Annotated in this window: 14 protein-coding genes and 2 CRISPR repeat arrays; of the genes, 10 read left to right on the forward strand and 4 right to left on the reverse strand. The window is 67.9% G+C overall.

The window, feature by feature from the left end; translation table 11 throughout:
- Positions 1-46: 46 nt before the first annotated feature.
- From Vlu01_RS17385 to Vlu01_RS17395, 3 genes are read right to left on the reverse strand one after another with little or no spacing between them, the layout of a single operon-like run.
- The gene (locus Vlu01_RS17385; RefSeq protein ID WP_204000578.1) at positions 47-796 is read right to left on the reverse strand and encodes a GOLPH3/VPS74 family protein; all 750 of its coding nucleotides are present in this window, start codon (positions 794-796) and stop codon (positions 47-49) included.
- On the reverse strand, positions 793-1,026 hold the full coding sequence (locus Vlu01_RS17390) for a hypothetical protein (protein ID WP_204000581.1): 234 nt from the start codon (positions 1,024-1,026) through the stop codon (positions 793-795). Before Vlu01_RS17390 ends, Vlu01_RS17385 begins: the two co-directional genes overlap by 4 nt.
- Positions 1,023-1,298: a hypothetical protein gene (locus Vlu01_RS17395; RefSeq protein ID WP_204000584.1), complete on the reverse strand. Its 276-nt coding sequence runs from the start codon at positions 1,296-1,298 to the stop codon at positions 1,023-1,025. The genes Vlu01_RS17390 and Vlu01_RS17395 overlap by 4 nt, the downstream gene beginning before the upstream one ends.
- A gap of 683 nt (positions 1,299-1,981) precedes the next feature.
- On the opposite strand from Vlu01_RS17395, the gene Vlu01_RS27605 reads away from it, so the two are divergent.
- Positions 1,982-3,808 carry a S9 family peptidase gene (locus Vlu01_RS27605; protein WP_239095957.1) on the forward strand — a complete coding sequence of 609 codons (1,827 nt, stop codon included), beginning with the start codon at positions 1,982-1,984 and terminating at the stop codon, positions 3,806-3,808.
- On the opposite strand, the gene Vlu01_RS17405 is transcribed toward Vlu01_RS27605, so the two are convergent.
- Complete coding sequence (locus Vlu01_RS17405) at positions 3,788-5,173, reverse strand: helix-turn-helix domain-containing protein (protein WP_204000587.1); 1,386 nt, start codon at positions 5,171-5,173, stop codon at positions 3,788-3,790. The genes Vlu01_RS27605 and Vlu01_RS17405 overlap by 21 nt on opposite strands.
- Positions 5,174-5,549: 376 nt before the next feature.
- Here Vlu01_RS17405 and fxlM point away from each other — a divergent pair, with 376 nt between their 5' ends.
- The 9 genes from fxlM (at position 5,550) to Vlu01_RS17450 (ending at position 19,334) form a co-directional block, all read left to right on the forward strand.
- A complete protein-coding gene (gene fxlM / locus Vlu01_RS17410; protein WP_204000590.1) occupies positions 5,550-6,791 on the forward strand; it encodes a methyltransferase, FxLD system in 1,242 nt (413 codons plus the stop codon).
- 12 nt (positions 6,792-6,803) lie between these two features.
- Positions 6,804-6,959 (forward strand): FxLD family lanthipeptide, encoded by a 156-nt coding sequence (fxlA, locus tag Vlu01_RS17415; protein WP_204000593.1) that lies wholly within the window; start codon positions 6,804-6,806, stop codon positions 6,957-6,959.
- Between the two features lie 67 nt (positions 6,960-7,026).
- Positions 7,027-9,774 carry a lantibiotic dehydratase gene (locus Vlu01_RS17420; RefSeq protein WP_204000596.1) on the forward strand — a complete coding sequence of 916 codons (2,748 nt, stop codon included), beginning with the start codon at positions 7,027-7,029 and terminating at the stop codon, positions 9,772-9,774.
- Positions 9,771-10,841: a lanthionine synthetase C family protein gene (locus Vlu01_RS17425; RefSeq protein WP_204000599.1), complete on the forward strand. Its 1,071-nt coding sequence runs from the start codon at positions 9,771-9,773 to the stop codon at positions 10,839-10,841. Before Vlu01_RS17420 ends, Vlu01_RS17425 begins: the two co-directional genes overlap by 4 nt.
- An 11-nt stretch (positions 10,842-10,852) precedes the next feature.
- Entirely contained in the window at positions 10,853-11,629 is a 777-nt protein-coding gene (locus Vlu01_RS17430) for a thiopeptide-type bacteriocin biosynthesis protein (RefSeq protein ID WP_204000603.1), read from the forward strand.
- Between the two features lie 381 nt (positions 11,630-12,010).
- A CRISPR array of direct repeats spans positions 12,011-13,389; the repeat unit is 37 nt; unit sequence GCTGCGCCCGGCCACCGCGCCGGGCGAGGATCGCAAC.
- Positions 13,390-13,571: 182 nt separating this feature from the next.
- Positions 13,572-14,300, forward strand: coding sequence for an NUDIX hydrolase (locus Vlu01_RS17435; protein WP_204000608.1), 729 nt, complete (start codon positions 13,572-13,574; stop codon positions 14,298-14,300).
- Entirely contained in the window at positions 14,297-15,454 is a 1,158-nt protein-coding gene (locus Vlu01_RS17440) for a 5'-methylthioadenosine/S-adenosylhomocysteine nucleosidase family protein (protein ID WP_204000611.1), read from the forward strand. The genes Vlu01_RS17435 and Vlu01_RS17440 overlap by 4 nt, the downstream gene beginning before the upstream one ends.
- Positions 15,451-17,442: a hypothetical protein gene (locus tag Vlu01_RS17445; protein ID WP_204000613.1), complete on the forward strand. Its 1,992-nt coding sequence runs from the start codon at positions 15,451-15,453 to the stop codon at positions 17,440-17,442. Before Vlu01_RS17440 ends, Vlu01_RS17445 begins: the two co-directional genes overlap by 4 nt.
- Before the next feature lie 290 nt (positions 17,443-17,732).
- Positions 17,733-18,136: a CRISPR direct-repeat array (repeat unit 37 nt; unit sequence GCTGCGCCCGGCCACCGCGCCGGGCGAGGATCGCAAC).
- 595 nt (positions 18,137-18,731) lie between these two features.
- Positions 18,732-19,334: a hypothetical protein gene (locus Vlu01_RS17450; protein WP_204000616.1), complete on the forward strand. Its 603-nt coding sequence runs from the start codon at positions 18,732-18,734 to the stop codon at positions 19,332-19,334.
- Positions 19,335-19,350 lie beyond the last annotated feature (16 nt).

A 19,350-nucleotide genomic window follows, 5' to 3' on the forward strand; every position in this document is an offset into this window, starting at 1 on the left:
GGCTCTCTCTCAGGGAAGACGGGGATCGATAGGGACGTGGCCGCAGTCAGGAGGTGCGGTGGCTCAACACGGCACCGCCGACGACGGCACCGAGGTCAGCGAGAAGATCGCGCAACGGCGGGTGCACCTGGTCGACCTGGTGACGCAGGAACGCACGGACAGCAAGGGGTGTGCCGTCGAGCAGGATCGGATCAAGCTGCGTATGCAGCGCCAGGCCCGCAAGGGTTTGGTCGAAGGCGGTCAGCGGGTGGTAGTTGCGCAGTTGGAAGGACAGGCGAGCCCAGGACCAGGCGGCCGTGTTCACGTCGGTGGGGACGTAGACGGTGCGCTGGCGCCACAGCCGACCGACCTGCTCCGGCCGCAGTAGCCCGAGCTGCCACATGCGGGTGATCACCTGCTCGCAGGCGGTGGTGGCGAGGAACGCCAACCACGTTCGGGTCGCGGTGTGACGTGGCTCGGCCACCAGCCGATCCAGGACGAGATGTTGCAGCCAGTCCTTCGGCGGGACCGTGTTGATCACCCGCACATGGCTGCCTTCGAAGGTGACCCGACCCTCCCGGTACAGCTCCGCCAGCAGTGCGGCGGCCAGGCCGTGCGCCGTTGCCGACTCGAACAGACGCGGACGTCCGGTCTGGTCGTCGTGGGCCAGGTAGAAGAATTCGTCGGCAAGACGCGTGGTGGTGTGGGCGGCGGCGCTGCCAACGGCGCGCACCGGCCGGGCCGGTTCTATTGGTGCCGGGTGTTCGTACAGGTGGGGTGCGTGGTCGTTGGATGCGCCGGAGGGTGGGGTGTTCACCGCGGCTGACCTTCCTCGGTCGATTCGTCAGAGGGGATGGGAAGCCCGAGCTGCCGGAGGAGCTTTAGGCCGCCGGGGTGGTGGGCGAGTTCCTCGATGGCCCAGGCGTGTTGCCCGCATCCGCCGGTCTGGCAGTGGAAGCAGGTGCCGCCGTCGCGGTGCTGGAGCACCGTGTTGCGCGCCGATTCGAAGCGATCGACGGGGCGGTCGCCGTCGTCGGTGCTGGTCATGGCCCGGGGATCTGGCGGTGCAGCGCGGTGACGGTGACCCGCACCTCCATGCATGGCGGGTGCCGGTCGACGTGCGGGTAGTCGCACTCGGGACGGTGGCCGAGGATCCAGATCCACTCGTCGCTGCGGTTCGGCAGGTCCCGAACTCCGGTGACGACGACGGCCACGGGGGTACCGGGGGTGAGGTCACGGCCGTAGGACCAGTCGTTGGCTTCAAGTTGGAGCAAAGTGCCCGGGGCGACGTCGGGGAGTGGGGGAGGGACTCGGTTCACGGCCGAGGTCTTCCTCTCTCCGAACGGTGGCGCAGGACGGTGCCTGGGGACCCCCGATCGTGTCTCGCTCCCAACGTGTGGTCGTTCCTGGGGAGATCCGCGTGCGATGTGGTGTTGGCGTCGCTGCACCGGGTGGCCGCGGATCCGTCGCGGTGGGAGAAGCGCACTGCAGCCCCCTGGCAGTCGATGCCGAAGGGTGTGAACGGCCTCTCTTCATCGCCGGGGAGGAACCACTTGACGCGCACTACCGTCACCTTTCTCAGCAATTCGAGATACGCGCAGCTCGAGCGTCCCCCGGAGACCGGCCGCACATTGGAACGGTTGGGGGGCGCGGGCGCCGCGTCCCGCTTCTCGTGTTGACGGGACGGGCCCCATAGGAAGTAGAGGTTGTCGGTCCCGAGGTAATAGGTTGCTCGATTTGGACGACTCGGTCGATATGAGAGATGCGGACACGTCTGTTGTCCGCATCGACGTGATCGCCACCAAGAGTGAATTCCACGACGGGGAGGGCCAACGCATCCAGCGCCAGCGACAGATCCGTAGGCGTAGAGTCGGCCGGGTCTGAGAGGACGTCGTGCCGGCAGAGTGGCATGGCAGCGTCCGCTGTGCCGGGGTGGTGTCGCGGAGACTGGTTGGCGAGCCGTAGTCACCCTGTCACGCGCGGAAGTTGCTCAAGGAGAGTCGTGAAGCTGGCAGACAGAATCGCTGAGGTCTCGACGAAGGACGCGGTCAAGGCCTCGGTGAGCTATGACCAGCTGCGTGCTGCGGATGGTGCGTTCTATTGGTTGGAGACTCGCCCCGACGCTGGCGGGGTTACGACGGTGACATGCTGGCGGCCCGCCGACGGCAGGCGTGACGTCAGCCCACAAGACTTCGACGTCTCCAGCGGCGTTCACGCGTACGGAGGCGGGTCGTTCGCTGTTGTCGACGGCATGTTGTGGTGTGTCGGCCGAGACGGGCTTTACCGGAGCCGCCGTAATGGTGGCGATCTCGAGTTGGTCAGTCGGGGAGCCTTCGGCGATCTGACGGTCGGCGACGGTGAGTTACTGGCGATGCGGGAATCGGAACATGGTGACGAGCTCATTGCGGTGTCGCTTACCGGTGCTCCGCAGATGCGGACTCTCGCCGAATCCCGCGGGTTTTTCGGCGCGCTGCGACCCGGTCAGGGTTTGTTGGCCTGGACCGCTTGGGGCGAGCAAAACATGCCCTGGGACGCATGTGAGGTGTGGCTCGCTTCCTACTCACCGCACGGTAGGCCAGAGAACCCGGTACGGCTCGCCGGCGGTCCGGATGAGTCGGCGGTGGAGCCGAAGTGGGGACCCGACGGGGCCTTGTACTTCGTATCCGACCGCAGTGGTTGGTGGAACTTATACCGGTGGAACGACAGCAAGGTCGAGGCGGTGGCACCGATCGCGGGCGAGTGCGCTGCCGAGCCGTGGGAGCTGGGCTACGCGTCGTACGAGTTCCTTGCCGATGGTCGGATCGTCATGGTGGTGCAGGAAGGGCCGCGGCACCGCCTCGTCGTCATCGAACCTGACGGCTCCATTCACCCGGTCGATCTTCCCTACACGTCGATCAAGCCCTACCTGGCGGCGCACGGTACGACAGCGGCGCTGATCGGATCAACACCGACCGCCGCTCCGCAGGTCGCGCTGGTGCACCTCGATGACGAGCCCCGGTTGGAAGTGCTCGCCAGGTCGGAGCACGCCGAACTGTCCACGGCGCGGGTGTCCGTACCGACGGAACTACGGATCGGTGTCCACGGTGACCGTGAGGTCGTTGCCCTGGTTTATCCCCCGACGGGTTCGGCGGCGGACTGGCGTGCACCGCTGATCGTTCGGGCGCATCCTGGGCCCACCGCCTCCTGCCTCCTGCGTCTGGACTGGCAGGCGCAGTTCTTCACCAGCCGCGGCTTCGCCGTGGTCGATGTCGACTATCTGGGCAGCACGGGGTACGGCCGCAGCTTCCGGGAGTCGCTGTACGGCCGGTGGGGCTTCTACGACGTGGATGACTGCGCGGCTGTCGCGAACCATCTGCTCAAGATGGGGCGGGCGGTGCCCGGCCAGGTCTTCATCCGTGGTGCCAGCGCGGGGGGATACACGGCACTACACGCGGTGTCGAAGGACGGTCCGTTTGCGGCGGCCACCGCGGTGTCTGCGATCGTCGATCCAGATCGGTGGGCGCAGACCGTGCCTCGGTTCCAGCGGGCGCACGCTCTGCGGCTGCGCGGCGGCGCGGGCCGGGTCCGTGCCGCCACTGTTCAGCGTCCTGTTCTGATCATTCATGGCACGGCTGACGAGGTAGCCGTGGTCGAGGACGTGCGGAAGCTCGCTGACGAGTTGTTAGCTCTCGGTGTGGGGCATGAGTTGCTGCTGCTTCCCGATGTCGGCCATTACGTGGCGACGTCCAGCCAGGCGGGTACCGCGTTGGAGGCAGAGCTGGCGCACTACCGATCGGTGATGGCGGCGGCAGCGTCTGTGCAGCCGGACTCACAGGACTGCCAGCGGTAGCTGCTGGCGGACGTAGTCGCCGAGTTCGCGAACCTCCGGTTCGCATCGGTAGGGCTCAAGGTCGGCTTGTACCTCAACAATGCGCTGCAAGCAGCGGTGCGAGGTGGTCCGCGCGGCGTGGTCCACCGCCGTTCGGGCGGCGGCGCACGCTTCGTCGATCTTGCCGGCGGCAGCCAGTGACGAGGCCAGGAGTGCGGTGTCGATGGCGAGTCGCCGGACGTGTGTGGGGCTCAACTCGGTGAGGGCTTCTTGTAGATGCCGCTGGGTCTGCTGCGGTCGGCCCAGGTCGTGGAAGCAGTGGGCGATCTCGTCGGCGAGATAAGCAGGGGTGAAGTACCGGATCCACGACGGCTCGTTCTCGGGTTTGCTGCGGGCGAGATGCCTGTCTGCGATGTCGAGGTGGGTCAGGCAGTCGCTCTCATGTCCGAGGCGGGCGTAGGCCCGCGCCACCACGGCGTGCAGGGCGGCGGTGACGCGTGGCGTCGCCTGCGGCTCACTTCCTCGCACTGCCGTGAGCGCCATCCGTAGCGCTGGCTCGGGGTGACCACAATGCAAGGCCAGGTGGCCGATGTTCACGGCGAGCAGGTAGCTGCCGAAGACACGGTCATCGCCGGCTTGTGTCAGCCGTAGTGCGCGTAGGTAGCGACGCTGCGCGAGACCGTGTGCGCCCGTGTCGACCGCCTGGTACCCGCACAGCTCGAAGAATCCCGCCGCCAGGGTGTAGAGGTGCCGACCGATCGCTTGCGAGGCGGGTGGGCTGGTCAGTAGCCGGTTCAGTTCGCGTTCGACGTACCGTTGCACCTGGGCGTGGAGTTGTCCGGCGCCGTGTGTGTGATCCAACTGCCGGAACATTGCCAGGGCGGTCTCAGCGGCGTCGAGATCCTCTTCGTGTACCTGATCAGGCGAATCGGCTCGGCCGGCCACGGACAGACGGGGTCCCGCTGGGGCGTTCAGCCAGTCCAATGCGGCGCGGTCAAGAACGCCGGGCTGGAAGGGAACACGAACGACCATGTCCGCCACCCCGGGTACCTGTGCCGGTTGGGCGGGCAGCAGGGTGCCGGTGTTGGTAGGACCGTTCGGGGAATCTGTCCGTATACCCGCGCGGTCACGGCTGCCCTCGAGAAGCGGTAGCAGACGAGTCAAGGCCCCTTCGGCCGCCAACGTCCTGTCGCAGGCTTCCACGAATTCCCGGGACGGAAAGCGGTCCGCTGTCTCGACTCGGCGTACCAGATCAGCGCTGAACCGGATCATCGCGCCGAGTCGCGCTTGAGAGAGGTTGGCCCGCTCCCGCAGCCGACGCAGCTCGGCGCCGAAGAAGTGGCGCTCGGACAGGGACGGCTGCAGCATTCGCGGGGTTTGACCCATGCACCGCCTCCTCAGGCTGCTCACGCCACCACGGTGATGAGCAGTGTGGATGTCGCGCACATAGGGTCACTCGTTGTTCAGCGCGGCGCAACCAAGAACACGCGAGATGCGTAGATGCGGCACAAGCTCATCCGCGTCGCCGATGCGGACAACCGCATCGTCCGCATGTTGTGCATTCACCCCACCGCCTCAACGGGTCAGTGTGGAGGCAGGGCGCTGCCTACTCGTCAGATCCGCCCTGACTCTGACCGGCACCACATCGATTTCTGACCTCCATGGGACTGGCGAGTCCAGCGGCTTGACGTCGTGTTGAGCCGAGAAGAGTGCAACGGCGGACCTCCGATCGGGAGGCCCTCAAGGAAGGGAGAGCACCCGAATGAGTGTCGACACGGCGAGCGGCGAGGACCTCCATGCCGCGATGGTCGATCAGCTCGTCGCTGATCAGGCAGACAAAGGGCTGATCATGCGGCCTGAGGTGGAGGCGGTGCTACGGTCCGTGCCACGCCATCTGTTCACACCGGATAGCGCGCTGCGGGAGGCATATCGGGCCGACCAGGCTGTGGTGACCAAGCGTGTGGGCGATGAGGCGGTCAGTTCGGTGTCGGCGCCGTGGCTCATCGCGGAGATGCTCGGGCAGGCAGCCGATGCCATCGACGGAGGATTGGCGGGCCGGCACGTCCTGGAGATCGGCTCCGGCGGGTACAACGCCGCGCTGCTGCGGGAGCTGGTAGGCCCGTCAGGTTCGGTCACGACCGTGGACATCGATCGCGAGGTGACCGACCGCGCCACCGCCTGCCTCGCCGCGGCGGGTTACGACGATGTGGCCGTGGTGTGCGCGGACGCCGAGCGGCCGCTCGACCCGGGCCGCTCATACGATCTGATCATCGTCACGGTCGGGGCGTGGGACATTTCCCCCGCCTGGACCGCGCAACTCGCCGAGAACGGCACGCTGGTCGTACCGCTGCGGACGTTCGGGATGACCCGCTCGTGGGCGATGCGTCGGACGGGGGATCGGCTGGTCAGCCACAGTCAGCGGTTGTGCGGGTTCGTGTCGATGCAGGGTGCCGGCGCGCATGAGGTGCGGTACGTCGACATCGCTGACGGTGTCCATCTGCGGCTGGACGAGGACCAGCAGGTCAACCAAGACGCGGTCGGCGAGCTGTTGGCGCAGCCACCGGTACAGGCATGGGCTGGGGTGAGCCTGCCCCCTCGTACCGTCTTGGCTGACCTCGACATGTGGCTGGCGAGCCGCATCATCGATGCGGGACAGCAGTTTGTTGTTCTCACAGCTCAGCAGGAGGCCGTCGACGCGGGCGTCGTCGCTCCGGCATGGCGTTTCGGTACACCGGCCGCCCTCCACAACGATGCGTTCTGCTACCGCTCGACGCTGCGCTGGACCGACGACGACATGTTCGACCTTGGTGCCCGTGCGCACGGACCCGATGCCACGGCGGCGGCCGGTCGGATGGTCGGACACATGCGCGCGTGGCTGTATGCGGGCAGCCCTTCACCGGTGCTGAACGTCCTGCCCGCTGGCACTCCCGACGGCGACCTGCCGGCCGGGACGGTGCTGGACAAGCGGCACAGCCGCCTCGTCCTCACCTTCACCCCCGCATAGAAGGGAACGCACGTGAACGAAACCGACGACTCGGAGTTCGCCCTGGACGTCAGCCTGGTGGACGTCGGCCCGACCGCGACCGGTTACGCCACCTCCACCAACGACGGGTGCGGCTCCGGCAACACCGGCTCCAACGCCTGCACCACGAAGTCCGACGGCGACAACTGACCCATCCGTTCCTCTTACGATCGGGCCCGGCGTCGAGCGCGCCGGGCCCGTCGATTCGGTGGTGCTCATGGTTCCCGCAGCTGGTGCGGCGCTGATCAGAATCGCCGCCTACCCCAAGGGCCTCGTTCTGCCTGCCTGGCCCGACATAGTCCACGGTCATCCGGATCAGTGGCGCGAGTGGCTGGACGAGACGTGGACGCTGCCCGGCTTCGCGGCTGCCGTCTCCTGCGCGGCGCCGCAGCTGGCCGACCAGATCCAAAACGCTCTGAGCGGGGAGCCGATGCCTCAGCAGCGACTGCGGCGCCTGGTGCAGTCAACGGTCCGATACCTGCTTCGCTGGACCACCCGTGCGACCCCGTTCGGCACATTCGCCGGCGTCGCCCCGGTCCAGTTCGGCACTCGGGCGATGGTCGTCCTGGGCGAGGCTCATCGCGCGGTCTCCCGCCCCGACGGCCAGTTCATCGCCGAGCAGACCGCGCGGGCCGAACACGACCTGGCCACCCTACGCACCGTCCCCGTCGTGACAAACTCGTTGGGATACCGGCGCGGCGACAGGTGGGTGCTGCCCTGTGCCCACGCCAGCGCCGATCGGCGGTGGGACATCGAGGTCCGCCTGACCGGCCCGATCCTGGCGGCGATCCAGGTTGCTCGGTCTCCGGTCAGGTTCGCCGACCTCGCCGCGACGGTCGCCGGACCCGCCAGCATCGCCGACGCCGAGCGGCTGCTAGCCGAACTGGTACACACCGGGGTGCTGCTGTCGGCCCTACGCCCACCCATGACCGCCACTGAACCGGCCTCCCACGTCGCCCGCCACTACGTCATTTCGGATCCGGGCAGCCGGACCGCTGTCGATCTACGCGCCGACATCGCCGTGACCCTCCCCCCGCCGGTACTGCACGAAGCGGAGCAGGCCGCGTCCACGCTCATGGCGGTAGCGCCGCCTCACGCCGCTGGATGGACCGAGTACCACAACGCGTTCATCGAGCGATGGGGCCCAGGAGCGGCCGTTCCCATCCGTGAGGTATTGAACATGCTGGGGTTTCCGGCCGGCTACAGGGCATCCACTCGCCGCGCCCCAGCGCTGTTCACTAGCCGCGACCGGCTGCTCGGACAGCTCGCGCAGCAGGCCGCACTCGACGGCTGCGCCGAAGTGGTGCTCGACGACGCACTGATAGACCGGCTGCGCGGGAATGACGACCGACCGCCGATCCCGCACACCGAACTGCGGTTCACCCTCGCTGCCGACACCCCGCACGATCTGGACCGCGGCGCGTTCACCCTGACGGTACTCAGCGGATCCCGCCATGCCGGCGTCGCCGCCGCCCGGTTCCTGCACCTGCTCACCCCCGCCGAGATCGCTGGATTCCAACAGGTCTACCGGCATTTGCCGACCGCCCTGTCCGGCGCGGCCCCGCTGCAACTTTCCGGACCTCCGCTGGACGCCGGGCTCACCGCAGTGGCTCGGACGCCCGAGCTGCTGCCCGTCCTTCCTGTCGGCGACTTCCACCCGACACCGCCGTACACGCTCGAGGACCTGGCGGTGACCGGCGACGGACGCCGCCTGTGGCTGGTGTCACTGGCCACCGGTCAGCCTGTCGAACCGCTGCTGTTCAACAGCGTGCTGCTGCCCACGCTGCAGCAGCCGCTGATGCGATTCCTGACCGAGATCTGGACCGCGTGGACGGCACCGTGCAGCCGGTTCGACTGGGGACACGCCAGCGGCCTGCCATTCCTACCCCGACTGCGGCGTGGACGCACCGTCGTGCACCCCGCCCGCTGGACCATCGACCACACCGCGCTTCCCGCTCAGGGCACCACGTGGCCGCAGTGGCGTGACGCCTGGCAGCGGCACCGCCACCAGCGGCACATCCCGCAGCAGATCCTGGTCGGCGACGACGACGTACGCCTACGCCTTGACCTGGACGACCAGGCCCACCTGACGGTCCTACGCGACCATTTCGACCGGCATCCCCGCACCGTGATCACCGAGGCTCCAGGGCCCGCGGGCTGGATCGACGACCGTCCCGCCGAACTCCTGCTCACCCTCACCCACCCCACACCGGCCGCCCGGAAAGCCCGAACAGCCCGAACCGCCACCACTGTTCAGCACTGGCCTGGACGGTCACGGTGGCTGGAGGCACACCTCCACGGTCGGCTCGACGACATCCTGACCGACCTCGCCCGCCGCCCCGCCGACCACCTCCCAGCCGGCTGGTGGTTCCTGCGGTATCCCCGCCCCGAGCCGCACCTGCGGCTACGCATCCCACTTCCGAACACCAGCCGGTTCGCCGAGACCGCCCACCATCTCGCCGGCTGGGTACAGCACCTACACGACGACGCCGTCGTGCACGACTACAGCCTGCACCCGTACCGCCCCGAAACCCGCCACGGTGCCGCAGCGACCCTCGCCGCCGCCGAGCAGGTGTTCGCCGCCGACTCCCGCGCCGCCCTGCACAGGCTCACCGGCGACCGACAAGCCGCCACCGCCGCCGGGATGATCGCCATCGCCGACGACTTCACAGGCGACGGACCGCACTGGCTCGCCACCCACGTCGCCCACCGGACCGGTCCCCGCCTCGACCCCGCCCAGCTCGAACATGCCCGGCTGCCGGTACATGACGAGCGACTCGCGGCAGCGCTGGCCGCCTACCGGTCGTCGGTCGTCGATGACGGACTCGACCCCGACGAGGTGCTGGGCGACCTGCTGCACCTTCACCACGCCCGCATGATCGGCGTCGACCCCACCTCCGAACGACACTGCCTGCGGCTGGCCCGAACCATCGCCCGCACCATCCTCGCGGGACGTAAGCCGTGACCGCAGGACAGTCCCTCGCCGAAGGCGCGGCCGGCATCGCCCTGCTGCACCTGGAAACCGGCAACAGGCCAGCAGCGTACGAGGCACTGCGCCACGCCACCGCCGGTGGCCTGAGCATCGCCGAGGGAGCCAGCCTCTTCTACGGCGCTCCCGCGCTCGCCTTCGTCCTCGCCACCACCGACCACCCGGGGCTCGCCCAGGCACGAGCGGCCACCGCCCACGGCACCGCCACCGTGACCCTCCGACGGCTCGACGCCGCCCACCACCGCCTCGACCAACACCAGCAACCGCACTACGCCGAGTACGACCTCATCCGCGGCCTGACCGGACTCGGCGTCGTTCTACGCCGGCTCGGCAATCACGACCTGCTCCGCCAGGTCCTGGACTACCTCGTCCGACTCACCGAACCGCGAGACGAGCTACCCGGCTGGTGGTGCTGGAACGCACCCGAACACCGCCAGCCACCTCCCGCCGGCGGCCACGCGAACTTCGGCATGGCCCACGGCATCACCGGCCCACTATCACTGCTCGCCCTCACCCTCCGCGACGGCATCACCGTCGCCGGACACACCACGGCGATCAACCGCATCAGCCGATGGCTGGACACCTGGCAACAGCACACCGACGGCACGATCTGGTGGCCGCAAACCATCACCCTCACCGACCTGCACCGCGCAACCCCAGCCCAACAAACCCCGCTGCGACCGTCCTGGTGCTACGGCACCCCCGGCATCGCCCGCGCCCAGCAACTCACCGGACAAGCCCTGCACGACACCACCCGCCAGCACCTCGCCGAGACCGCATTCACCACCTGCGTCACCGACCCCGGACAACTCCGGAGACTCACCGACCGAGGCCTGTGCCACGGCACCGCAGGACTGCTGGCCACCGCCCGCCGCATCACCTCCGACGCCGTCACCCCCATACCCCTCGACATCGTCGACGATCTCCACCGGCAGGCCACCCCCACCCCCCACGAGCCCGAAGGGCTTCTCGACGGGAAGACAGGCGCCGACCTCGTCACCGCCGCCGCTACCGCCTGGGACGCCTGTCTCCTCCTCACCTGAAAGAGCCATCCGTGGACCACACCACCTGGCACCAACTCAACATCACCTACCCCGGCCAGACCGCCCGGGAGCGCGAGAAACAGGCCGTCGCCCACCTCAGCCGAGTGCTTCCCGCCGCCGAGACCGCCGGCCTGATCACCTCCTGGTGGTTCATCCGCAAAGGCGCCTGGCGAATCCGCTACCTCCCCACACTCAGGCCAGACAGCGGAGACCAAGCCCGCCGGCTACTCACCGAAGGAGTCACCTGGACCAGCGACATCTACGAACCCGAAACCCACGCATTCGGCGGCCACGACGCCATGACCACCGCCCACACGCTGTTCCACCACGACACCCGCCACCTCCTCACCTACCTCCACCAGCACCCCACCACCCGACGCGAACACTCCCTCATCTTGTGCACCGCCCTGATGCGGGCAGCAGCACTGGACCTCAACGAACAAGGCGACGTATGGGCACAAGTCGTCGAGCACCGCGCAGTACACCTCAACCTCGCAACCGAGGTCCCCAGATGGGGGATCTTTACGGGAGACGTCCGGCGCCTGCTACTCGGCACGCCTCGCACCACCGGCGACTGGCACACCGCATTCGGAGACGCCGGCGCAGCCCTACATCGCCAACGGCAGAGGGGCAGCCTCACCCGTGGCCTACGAGCGGTGATCGCGTTGCACGTGATCTTCCACTGGAACAGGCTCGGACTACCTGCCACCACCCAGGCCACCCTCGCCCATGCGGCCCAGCAAGCCATCTTCGGCGTCCCCGATCCGAACTGGTCAGGCCGACGATGACGCACCAGCGACGGGAGAGAGGAGGTGATGCCCGGGAAGAGCTCGATCGCAGACTCGGTTACAGGCTCGAGCAGGACAACGAGGGCCTCGACTCGGGTCGCCCGGTCACGGAGGATTAGTGTTCGAGGCAACTGTACGGTTGGGCGCTACCAATGGAGCAGTAAGCCCGAGGCCAGGTCGCCCCTGGTGACTCTGGTCGGGCCTCTTACGTCAGCCGCTGAGGCGTGAAGTCCGCGCGAGCACCTGTTGATCTAGGAACCTGGAGTGACCTCGGAATCCCCGGGAGGTTCCGAACCGCAAAATATGGATGAGATGGGTGAATCGGACCGCCTATGGTTGTACGAGGCGTCATCGAATCGCTATTTTCGCTGTTCACGAACCGCTGCGCCCGGCCACCGCGCCGGGCGAGGATCGCAACTACACCCTGCCCGCGCCGCTGCTACGCGACCACCGCTGCGCCCGGCCACCGCGCCGGGCGAGGATCGCAACTCGCTTGACCCGGAAGACGGCGACGTCGAGTGGAACGAGCTGCGCCCGGCCACCGCGCCGGGCGAGGATCGCAACCACGTCGCGCAGTGGTCAAACTCGATGGGCCTCCTGGGCTGCGCCCGGCCACCGCGCCGGGCGAGGATCGCAACCCCGAGTACACCGTGGCGTACGTCGGCACCACCTCGGCGCTGCGCCCGGCCACCGCGCCGGGCGAGGATCGCAACGGTCCATGCCGCACCAGCCGTGCTCGGGCGGTATCGTGCTGCGCCCGGCCACCGCGCCGGGCGAGGATCGCAACTTCCCACCACACCACCGCGTATTTGCGGTCGGAGGATCCGAGCTGCGCCCGGCCACCGCGCCGGGCGAGGATCGCAACGCCCACCTGCCCGGCCCGAACTACTTCCCGGGGTCAGGCTGCGCCCGGCCACCGCGCCGGGCGAGGATCGCAACGCGGGGCAGGCATGTCACGACGGGGCCGCCTCCGGGCTGCGCCCGGCCACCGCGCCGGGCGAGGATCGCAACTACGCGCAGGTCGGCGGCGAGGTGGTGCAGGTGACGGCGCTGCGCCCGGCCACCGCGCCGGGCGAGGATCGCAACGCGGTGGTCCAGGGCAAGGCCGAGTCTCGGCTTGCGGCTGCGCCCGGCCACCGCGCCGGGCGAGGATCGCAACGAGGCACCGCTCGATCGTCTCGCGGTCGAGCCACGCCAACTGCGCCCGGCCACCGCGCCGGGCGAGGATCGCAACCAGCCCAACCCGGTGACGGCTTGGAGCTTCGCCGTGGCGCTGCGCCCGGCCACCGCGCCGGGCGAGGATCGCAACTGCGGGCAGACGGCCTACATCTGGATCGTCGGCGGGGGCTGCGCCCGGCCACCGCGCCGGGCGAGGATCGCAACAAGTCCCTCGCCTACCGCTATCCCGAGCGTCTCACCGTCGCTGCGCCCGGCCACCGCGCCGGGCGAGGATCGCAACCCCAACAACGGATCGCGGTACACCCTCAAGCCGAAGCTGCGCCCGGCCAACGCGCCGGGCGAGGATCGCAACGACGTACCGTACGACCCGGACGGCGCACCCGGCACCTGGCGCTGCGCCCGGCCACCGCGCCGGGCGAGGATCGCAACATCTGCGCGACGGTGTTGTTGTTGGCCTGGCACGCGGCGAGCTGCGCCCGACCACCGCGCCGGGCGAGGAACGCAACCTCGTCCATGCGCAGGCAGATGCGGATGCCCTGCACTGGCTGCGCCCGGCCACCGCGCCGGGCGAGGATCGCAACCCCCTCGCGCCACTGATTCTCATGCGACGCAGCCTGTCGCTACGCCCGGCCAGTGCGCTGGGCCTGGATCGCAGATTCGGCATGATCAGGCGTCGAAGGACTTCAGCTTACGCACGTAGGCTGCTGAAATCCGACACACGGATAACTTCCTGTCACTGTGACAGTAAGCCTATGGTCGATTCGTGTCTGACGATCGCTGGGTCCCGCCGACCGTTCTTGTTGCGGTGGATCTCGTCATCCTCACGTTGCGGAGCTCCCGCCTGTATGTGTTGTTGATCGAGCGCGGTATCGAGCCCTTTCAGGGTGCTTTGGCTCTGCCCGGCGGTTTCCTTAGCCACGAGAAGGAGGACCTGGTGGCAGCCGCCCATCGAGAGCTTGCCGAGGAGGCTGGTTTGGGGCCGGATCAATTGCACCTCGAACAACTTGGTTTCTACGGAGCGCCCGATCGTGACCCCCGAGGTCGGGTTGTCTCCGCGGCGTACCTGGCCATCGCCCCTCGGCTACCCGAGCCGGTTGCCGGCACCGACGCCTCCGGGGCTTGTTGGATCCCGGTGACGCAGGCGTTAGCCGGTGACGCGCAACTCGCCTTCGATCACGAGCAGATCCTGTCCGATGGTGTCGACCGGGCGCGGGAGAAGTTGGAGCGCTCGGCGCTCGCTACCGCCTTTTGTGGTCCGACTTTCACGATCGCGGAGCTTCAGGACGTCTACGAAGCAGTGTGGGGCATGCGGCTGGATCCGCGGAACTTCTACCGGAAAGTGCAGAGCGTGGAGGGGTTCATCGTCCCTGCTGGCCCGACTCGCAAGACCGAAGGGGGGCGTCCCGCCCGATTGTTCCGCCCCGGCCCCCGCGCGACTTTGCACCCTCCGATGATCCGACCCCGCGGCCAGGCAGACAAGGAGACAGCGTGAGCACGAACGGTGGTCTCGTCGTGATCCTCACGGCGCTGAACCTCGAGTACGAGGCGGTTCACGAACACCTGATCGACGTTCGGGTGCGCCGGCACCCCGCCGGCACCCGGTTCGAGGTCGGCCGGCTCGGGCAGAGTCACTGCCGGGTCGCGCTGGGGCTGGTCGGCAAAGGCAACCATCCGGCTGCGGTACTCGCAGAGCGGGCCATGGCCGAGTTCTCTCCGGCCGCAGTGCTGTTTGTGGGAGTCGCCGGTGGCCTGTGGCCCAACATTCGCCTCGGCGATGTCGTCGTCGCCAGCAAGATCTACGCGTACCACGGTGGCACCAGCGAGGACGACGGCCTGAAGGCCCGGCCGAAGGCGTGGGAGATCCCGCACGATGCTGACCAGATCGCTCAGCACGTCGCCAGGTCCACTGCGTGGCGTCGCGGTCTTCCCACGGATGCGGCGCCTCGCGTCCATTTCGGGCCGATTGCTGCGGGTGAGGTGGTCCAGGACTCGGGGATTTCCGAGCAGGCCGGCTGGATCCGTCAGCACTACAACGATGCCGTGGCGATCGAGATGGAAGCTGCCGGTGTGGCCCAGGCGGGGCATCTCAACCGTGCCCTGCCTGTCGTGATCGTACGAGGCATCAGCGACCACGCCGATGGCAGCAAGGCAGCAACCGACGGACAGAACTGGCAACCGAAGGCCGTACGTCACGCTGCGGCGTTCGCCGTCGCCTTGGCGCGAGAACTCATCATCGACGGGCCGGCCAGCCGAGGCGGCGCGGACCGGGACGGGAGCCACACGATGCCGATGACCAACCGCAACGTCGCCAGCGGGAACGCCCGTGTTGGGGTGCAGGCCGGGCAGATCTACGGCAACGTCACCGTCCGCGATGACGTGCAGCAACCGGTCGACCTGGCAGCGAGCATCGCGGAGCTACGAACTCATCTCAAGCAGGCCCATCTCGACGGAAGATTGGACGAAGAAACCTACGCCGCTGCGGAGTCGGAACTGGAGAAGGCAACGGACTGTGTTGCGGCGGACGCATCCCGCAAGAACAGTGGCCTGATGGTCGCGCTCAAGCGGCTACGCGGTCTGGTTGCCGACGTTTCTGAGCTGGCGGCGCGGATCGCGGCGATCATCGCCGTGGTGCGGGGCATGTCGTGACGACCTCGACGACAACGAACGTCGCTCTAGGAGATGCGCACGTTGACGTGCAGGCAGGCGTCGTACACGGTGACATCAACTTCTACCGGCTGCCGCCTGACCCTAGTCCACAGGAGCAGTTCGCCTTCGCGTTGAAGTATCTCGACGCGCGAGTTCGTGATCAGGCACGCAAGCTCATCGAGAAGGCGGTCGCCGGTGGGTATGCCACCACCGAGGTCCAGTTCTACCGGCTCATCGCCCTGTTGAGCGGACGTACCCTGCGTCAGCTAGCCCCCGAGGAGGTTGACCGCCTCATCGCTATCTGCGCCAGCCTGCCCCACCTCGACGACCATGACCAGTGGGCGGCGGGGGTGAGGGTGATCCGCCGCCTGCTGGAGCCGGTCCGCGCCGCCGAGACGGATCTCGTGGTCAAGGAAATCGACGCGCTGAGCCGGCGTCAACGCGACACGATATACGGCCACCTTGAGGCGCTGCTCGAAGGAGCGATGCAAGAAGAGCTATGGCGGAAGTCCGTCGCCTTAGCTGCTTCGCGGCGTACGGAGGGCGACCGGTTCAACCGGATTTGGAAGTTCTTCCATCCCAAACCCGCGCAGCCTCGGACCCTGCCGGTCCAACCGGCTGCTGTTGCGCTACGCGACTGGCTGCGCGCTGGCGCTGGCGCTGCCGTGTTCGTCCTCGCCGTGGTGCAGCTGCTCATCCTGGTAGCGGCACGCGGCATGCTCGGCCCGCTGCTCGGTTTGCTCGTCGGTCTGATCGGGCTCGGCGCCTTCTGCGTCGGCGGTGCGGACCGCCACTATCGCCGGGCGCGGCTGCGCGCGAAGGAGGCGCAGATTCGGCCACCCCAGCAGCGGCGGAGAGAAGGGACACCGAGGGGCTTCGCTCGTAAGGTCGACCGGCTTTTCGACCGCTACTTCAGCCGGTACGTCCCGCAGGACACCGACCGGGTCTACTGGCGGGCTCAGACCGCAGGGATCCAGCGGCACCTCCGCGACGAGGTGGTCGAGCTCTACCGCGAACAGCGCATAGGCGCCGACCGAGTCGCCTGGCTCGTCCGCTACCTGGTGGGCGACGTCCGGAGGCAGTGGGAAGAAGACACACTGACCGCATTCCGCCAGCGACTGCGAATCTCCACCAGAACCAGAATCCTCCACGTTGGAGGGCTGGTCCTCCTCATCGCCGGGATCCTTTCGACCGCACCAGGCGTCATGGCCAGCGCCCCCTTGCCCGGCACCGGGTGGCTGCTGCTCGCCGCCGTATCCGCGGTGCCAGCTGTGCGCTCCTCGTTCCGGATCATCGCCGAGTGGCGCAGAGTCACCGACGATCAGGCAGAGCGAGACGACAAGGACGCGGCCCGCTGGGAGGCGTACCACAGGTGGTGCCACAAGTTGTCCGACAAGCCGTCAGACACCGAGATGGCCGCCTGGCTAGAGAGCGACCGTAAAGTCCTGGTCGACCGGGCCATGCGACAGTACCGACTCCAACCCAGCCACGTTATCGCCCACGCCTTCATCGAGGCGCCAGCACCATCATGCAAGCGGGCCCGATATCCGCAGGGGCCATGGCGATACTCCCGCTACCGGCTCCTGCTGTTCCTGCTCACCGACGACGGCGTACGGCAAGCCAACATCGACCTCGACTTTGAGACCGCCACGAGTCACACCGCCCAGCGACTCAACTACCGCTTCGACGCCGTCGCCGCCGTCCGGATCGACGGCATCGCCACCGGACAGCCAACCTTCGAGCTGACGCTCTTCAACGGTGACCCCATCTCCATCCGAGTAAGCGAACCCGATCACGAAGCGCTCCAGCACGACGAAAATGCAACCAAGATCGCAGAGCTGTCGCTCGACGCCGCCGGGCTCAATCACACCCTCCACGTGCTTGAAGGCGTCGCCGCCGAAGGCAAAGAATGGATCAAACACCGCCGCCGCCGAGCCGACGAAAGACTCGCCAGCCTTACGGGCTCCCTGCGCGGGTTACTCGATTAGGCGGCCGGGGACGAACTACCGTCCCCTGCGTGGGTACTCGTACTAGGGGTGGGGGTGACCGCCGGAGCTGCGGTCCCCGGGTCGGTTTGCCTACGCGAACTTTGCTCCACTGCCTCGCTGAAGCCGCTCAACCGTAAGGGACACGAGAGCACTTGTTGATCTAGGAACCCGGAGTGACTGCGGAATCCCTGGGAGATTCCGAACTATGAAATGCGGATTGGATTGGCAAATCGGACCATCTGCGGCTGGAGCAAGCATCATCAAATCGCTATCTTTGCTGTTCACGAACCGCTGCGCCCGGCCACCGCGCCGGGCGAGGATCGCAACTACAAAGACCCCCACGCCCTGGACCCCGTACACCAGGCGCTGCGCCCGGCCACCGCGCCGGGCGAGGATCGCAACATGCTGAACCCGGACCGGCGTCGGCGGGAGTCGCAGCTGCGCCCGGCCACCGCGCCGGGCGAGGATCGCAACGTGGAGGCGGCCGACGACGTGACCGTGCTCCGGCCGGCTGCGCCCGGCCACCGTGCCGGGCGAGGATCGCAACTGCAGAACGGTCCGCGGTCGGTGCAACCTGCACCCGAGCTGCGCCCGGCCACCGCGCCGGGCGAGGATCGCAACGAGGGCGCGGAGGCCGACTACACGGTCCAGATGGCGGCTGCGCCCGGCCACCGCGTCGGGCGAGGATCGCAACATGCGCGAATGGGGCGCCGACGAGTATGGGCAGAAGGCTACGCCGGCTCAGCACGTGCAGGCGCGGATGGGGATCGGTGAACGTGTCTGACCGCGATGACGTCCGGCAGCCCGGAGCCGGGGGAGGGCAGCGGCCTGCTGGCCTGACGCCAGAGCAACGTCGCCGTCGAGCGCGCATCGCCGCGCACGTCTCCTGGGCCAACACCGCCGACCGCGCCGCCCGGACCGCAGCCGGCACCAGAGCCTTCCTTGACCGGTTCGAACGCCAGGTCGATCCCGACGGCACTCTTCCCGTTGAGGTCCGCAACACCATGGCCCAACACGCGCGGAAGGCGTACATGCTGCAGCTGGCTGAGCGATCAGCAGCAGCAAGGAGGCGCCGAGGTCAGGGGAGTGCTCGGACGAGCTGATTGCATTGCCGCAGAGCCGGCCGGCGAAGATCCACGAGTGGTCGCACGGCCGGGGCGGATACCGCTGGATGGTGTTGAGGCTGAACTGCTGCGGCGTAACCACGGCTGCGGTGCGGCCGAGAGGCGATGTCGGATAGGAGATTGCGGCCTTCTGTCGGAGACTGCGGCCGATCCACAGTTAATGATGTGGAAGATTTCGCGCTGCGGTTGGCACCAGGATCGGTCGTCGTCTTCGAAGGACTCGACCGTGCCGGCAAGAGCACCCAGTTGGCCATGCTGACACGGGTTGTCGAGCCGTCCTCTGTCGATCTGATTCACATGCCATCTGGCACGACACCGTTCACGCGGGGCGTCTACTCGCTGCTCGAGCAGGACGGACCCGTATCAGGGTTCGCTCGGCAGTTGGCACACCTGGCCTGCCACGCCGAGAACCACCGTGCGCTCGTCGCCGCCACCGAGGCCAGAGCGCTGGTGTTGGATCGCTGGTGGTGGTCGACCATGGCGTACGGCTGGTACGGCGGACCGGTGCGGCAATCCGGCCTGCCGGAGGCGGACTTTCGCCGACTGATCCAAGCCGTGTGGGCCCCGATCACCGCAGCCGTCGTCTTCGTGTTCCTAGAGCCCCACGAGGACGACAACAACAACTCCGATGCCGTTGCTTCCGGCTACCGGGCCTTGATGCGTCAGCACCCCGGCGTCGCGGTTGCTGTCCCTGATCTCAGTGTGCAACAGGTGCACAGCTTCATCACCGACGAGCTGGTCGCGCGCGGACTGGCCGTGCGCCGCTAAAGGCCGTGTGAGTGCT

This window comes from Micromonospora lutea (assembly GCF_016863535.1).
GTDB classification, from domain to species: domain Bacteria; phylum Actinomycetota; class Actinomycetes; order Mycobacteriales; family Micromonosporaceae; genus Micromonospora; species Micromonospora lutea.

Bases quoted from the DNA above. Each gene is read 5' to 3' on its own strand.
- Vlu01_RS17405 (WP_204000587.1), bottom strand. From the start codon at position 5,173: ATGGGTCAAACCCCGCGAATGCTGCAGCCGTCCCTGTCCGAGCGCCAC.
- fxlM (WP_204000590.1), top strand. From the start codon at position 5,550: ATGAGTGTCGACACGGCGAGCGGCGAGGACCTCCATGCCGCGATGGTC.
- Vlu01_RS17390 (WP_204000581.1), bottom strand. From the start codon at position 1,026: ATGACCAGCACCGACGACGGCGACCGCCCCGTCGATCGCTTCGAATCG.
- Vlu01_RS17420 (WP_204000596.1), top strand. From the start codon at position 7,027: ATGGTTCCCGCAGCTGGTGCGGCGCTGATCAGAATCGCCGCCTACCCC.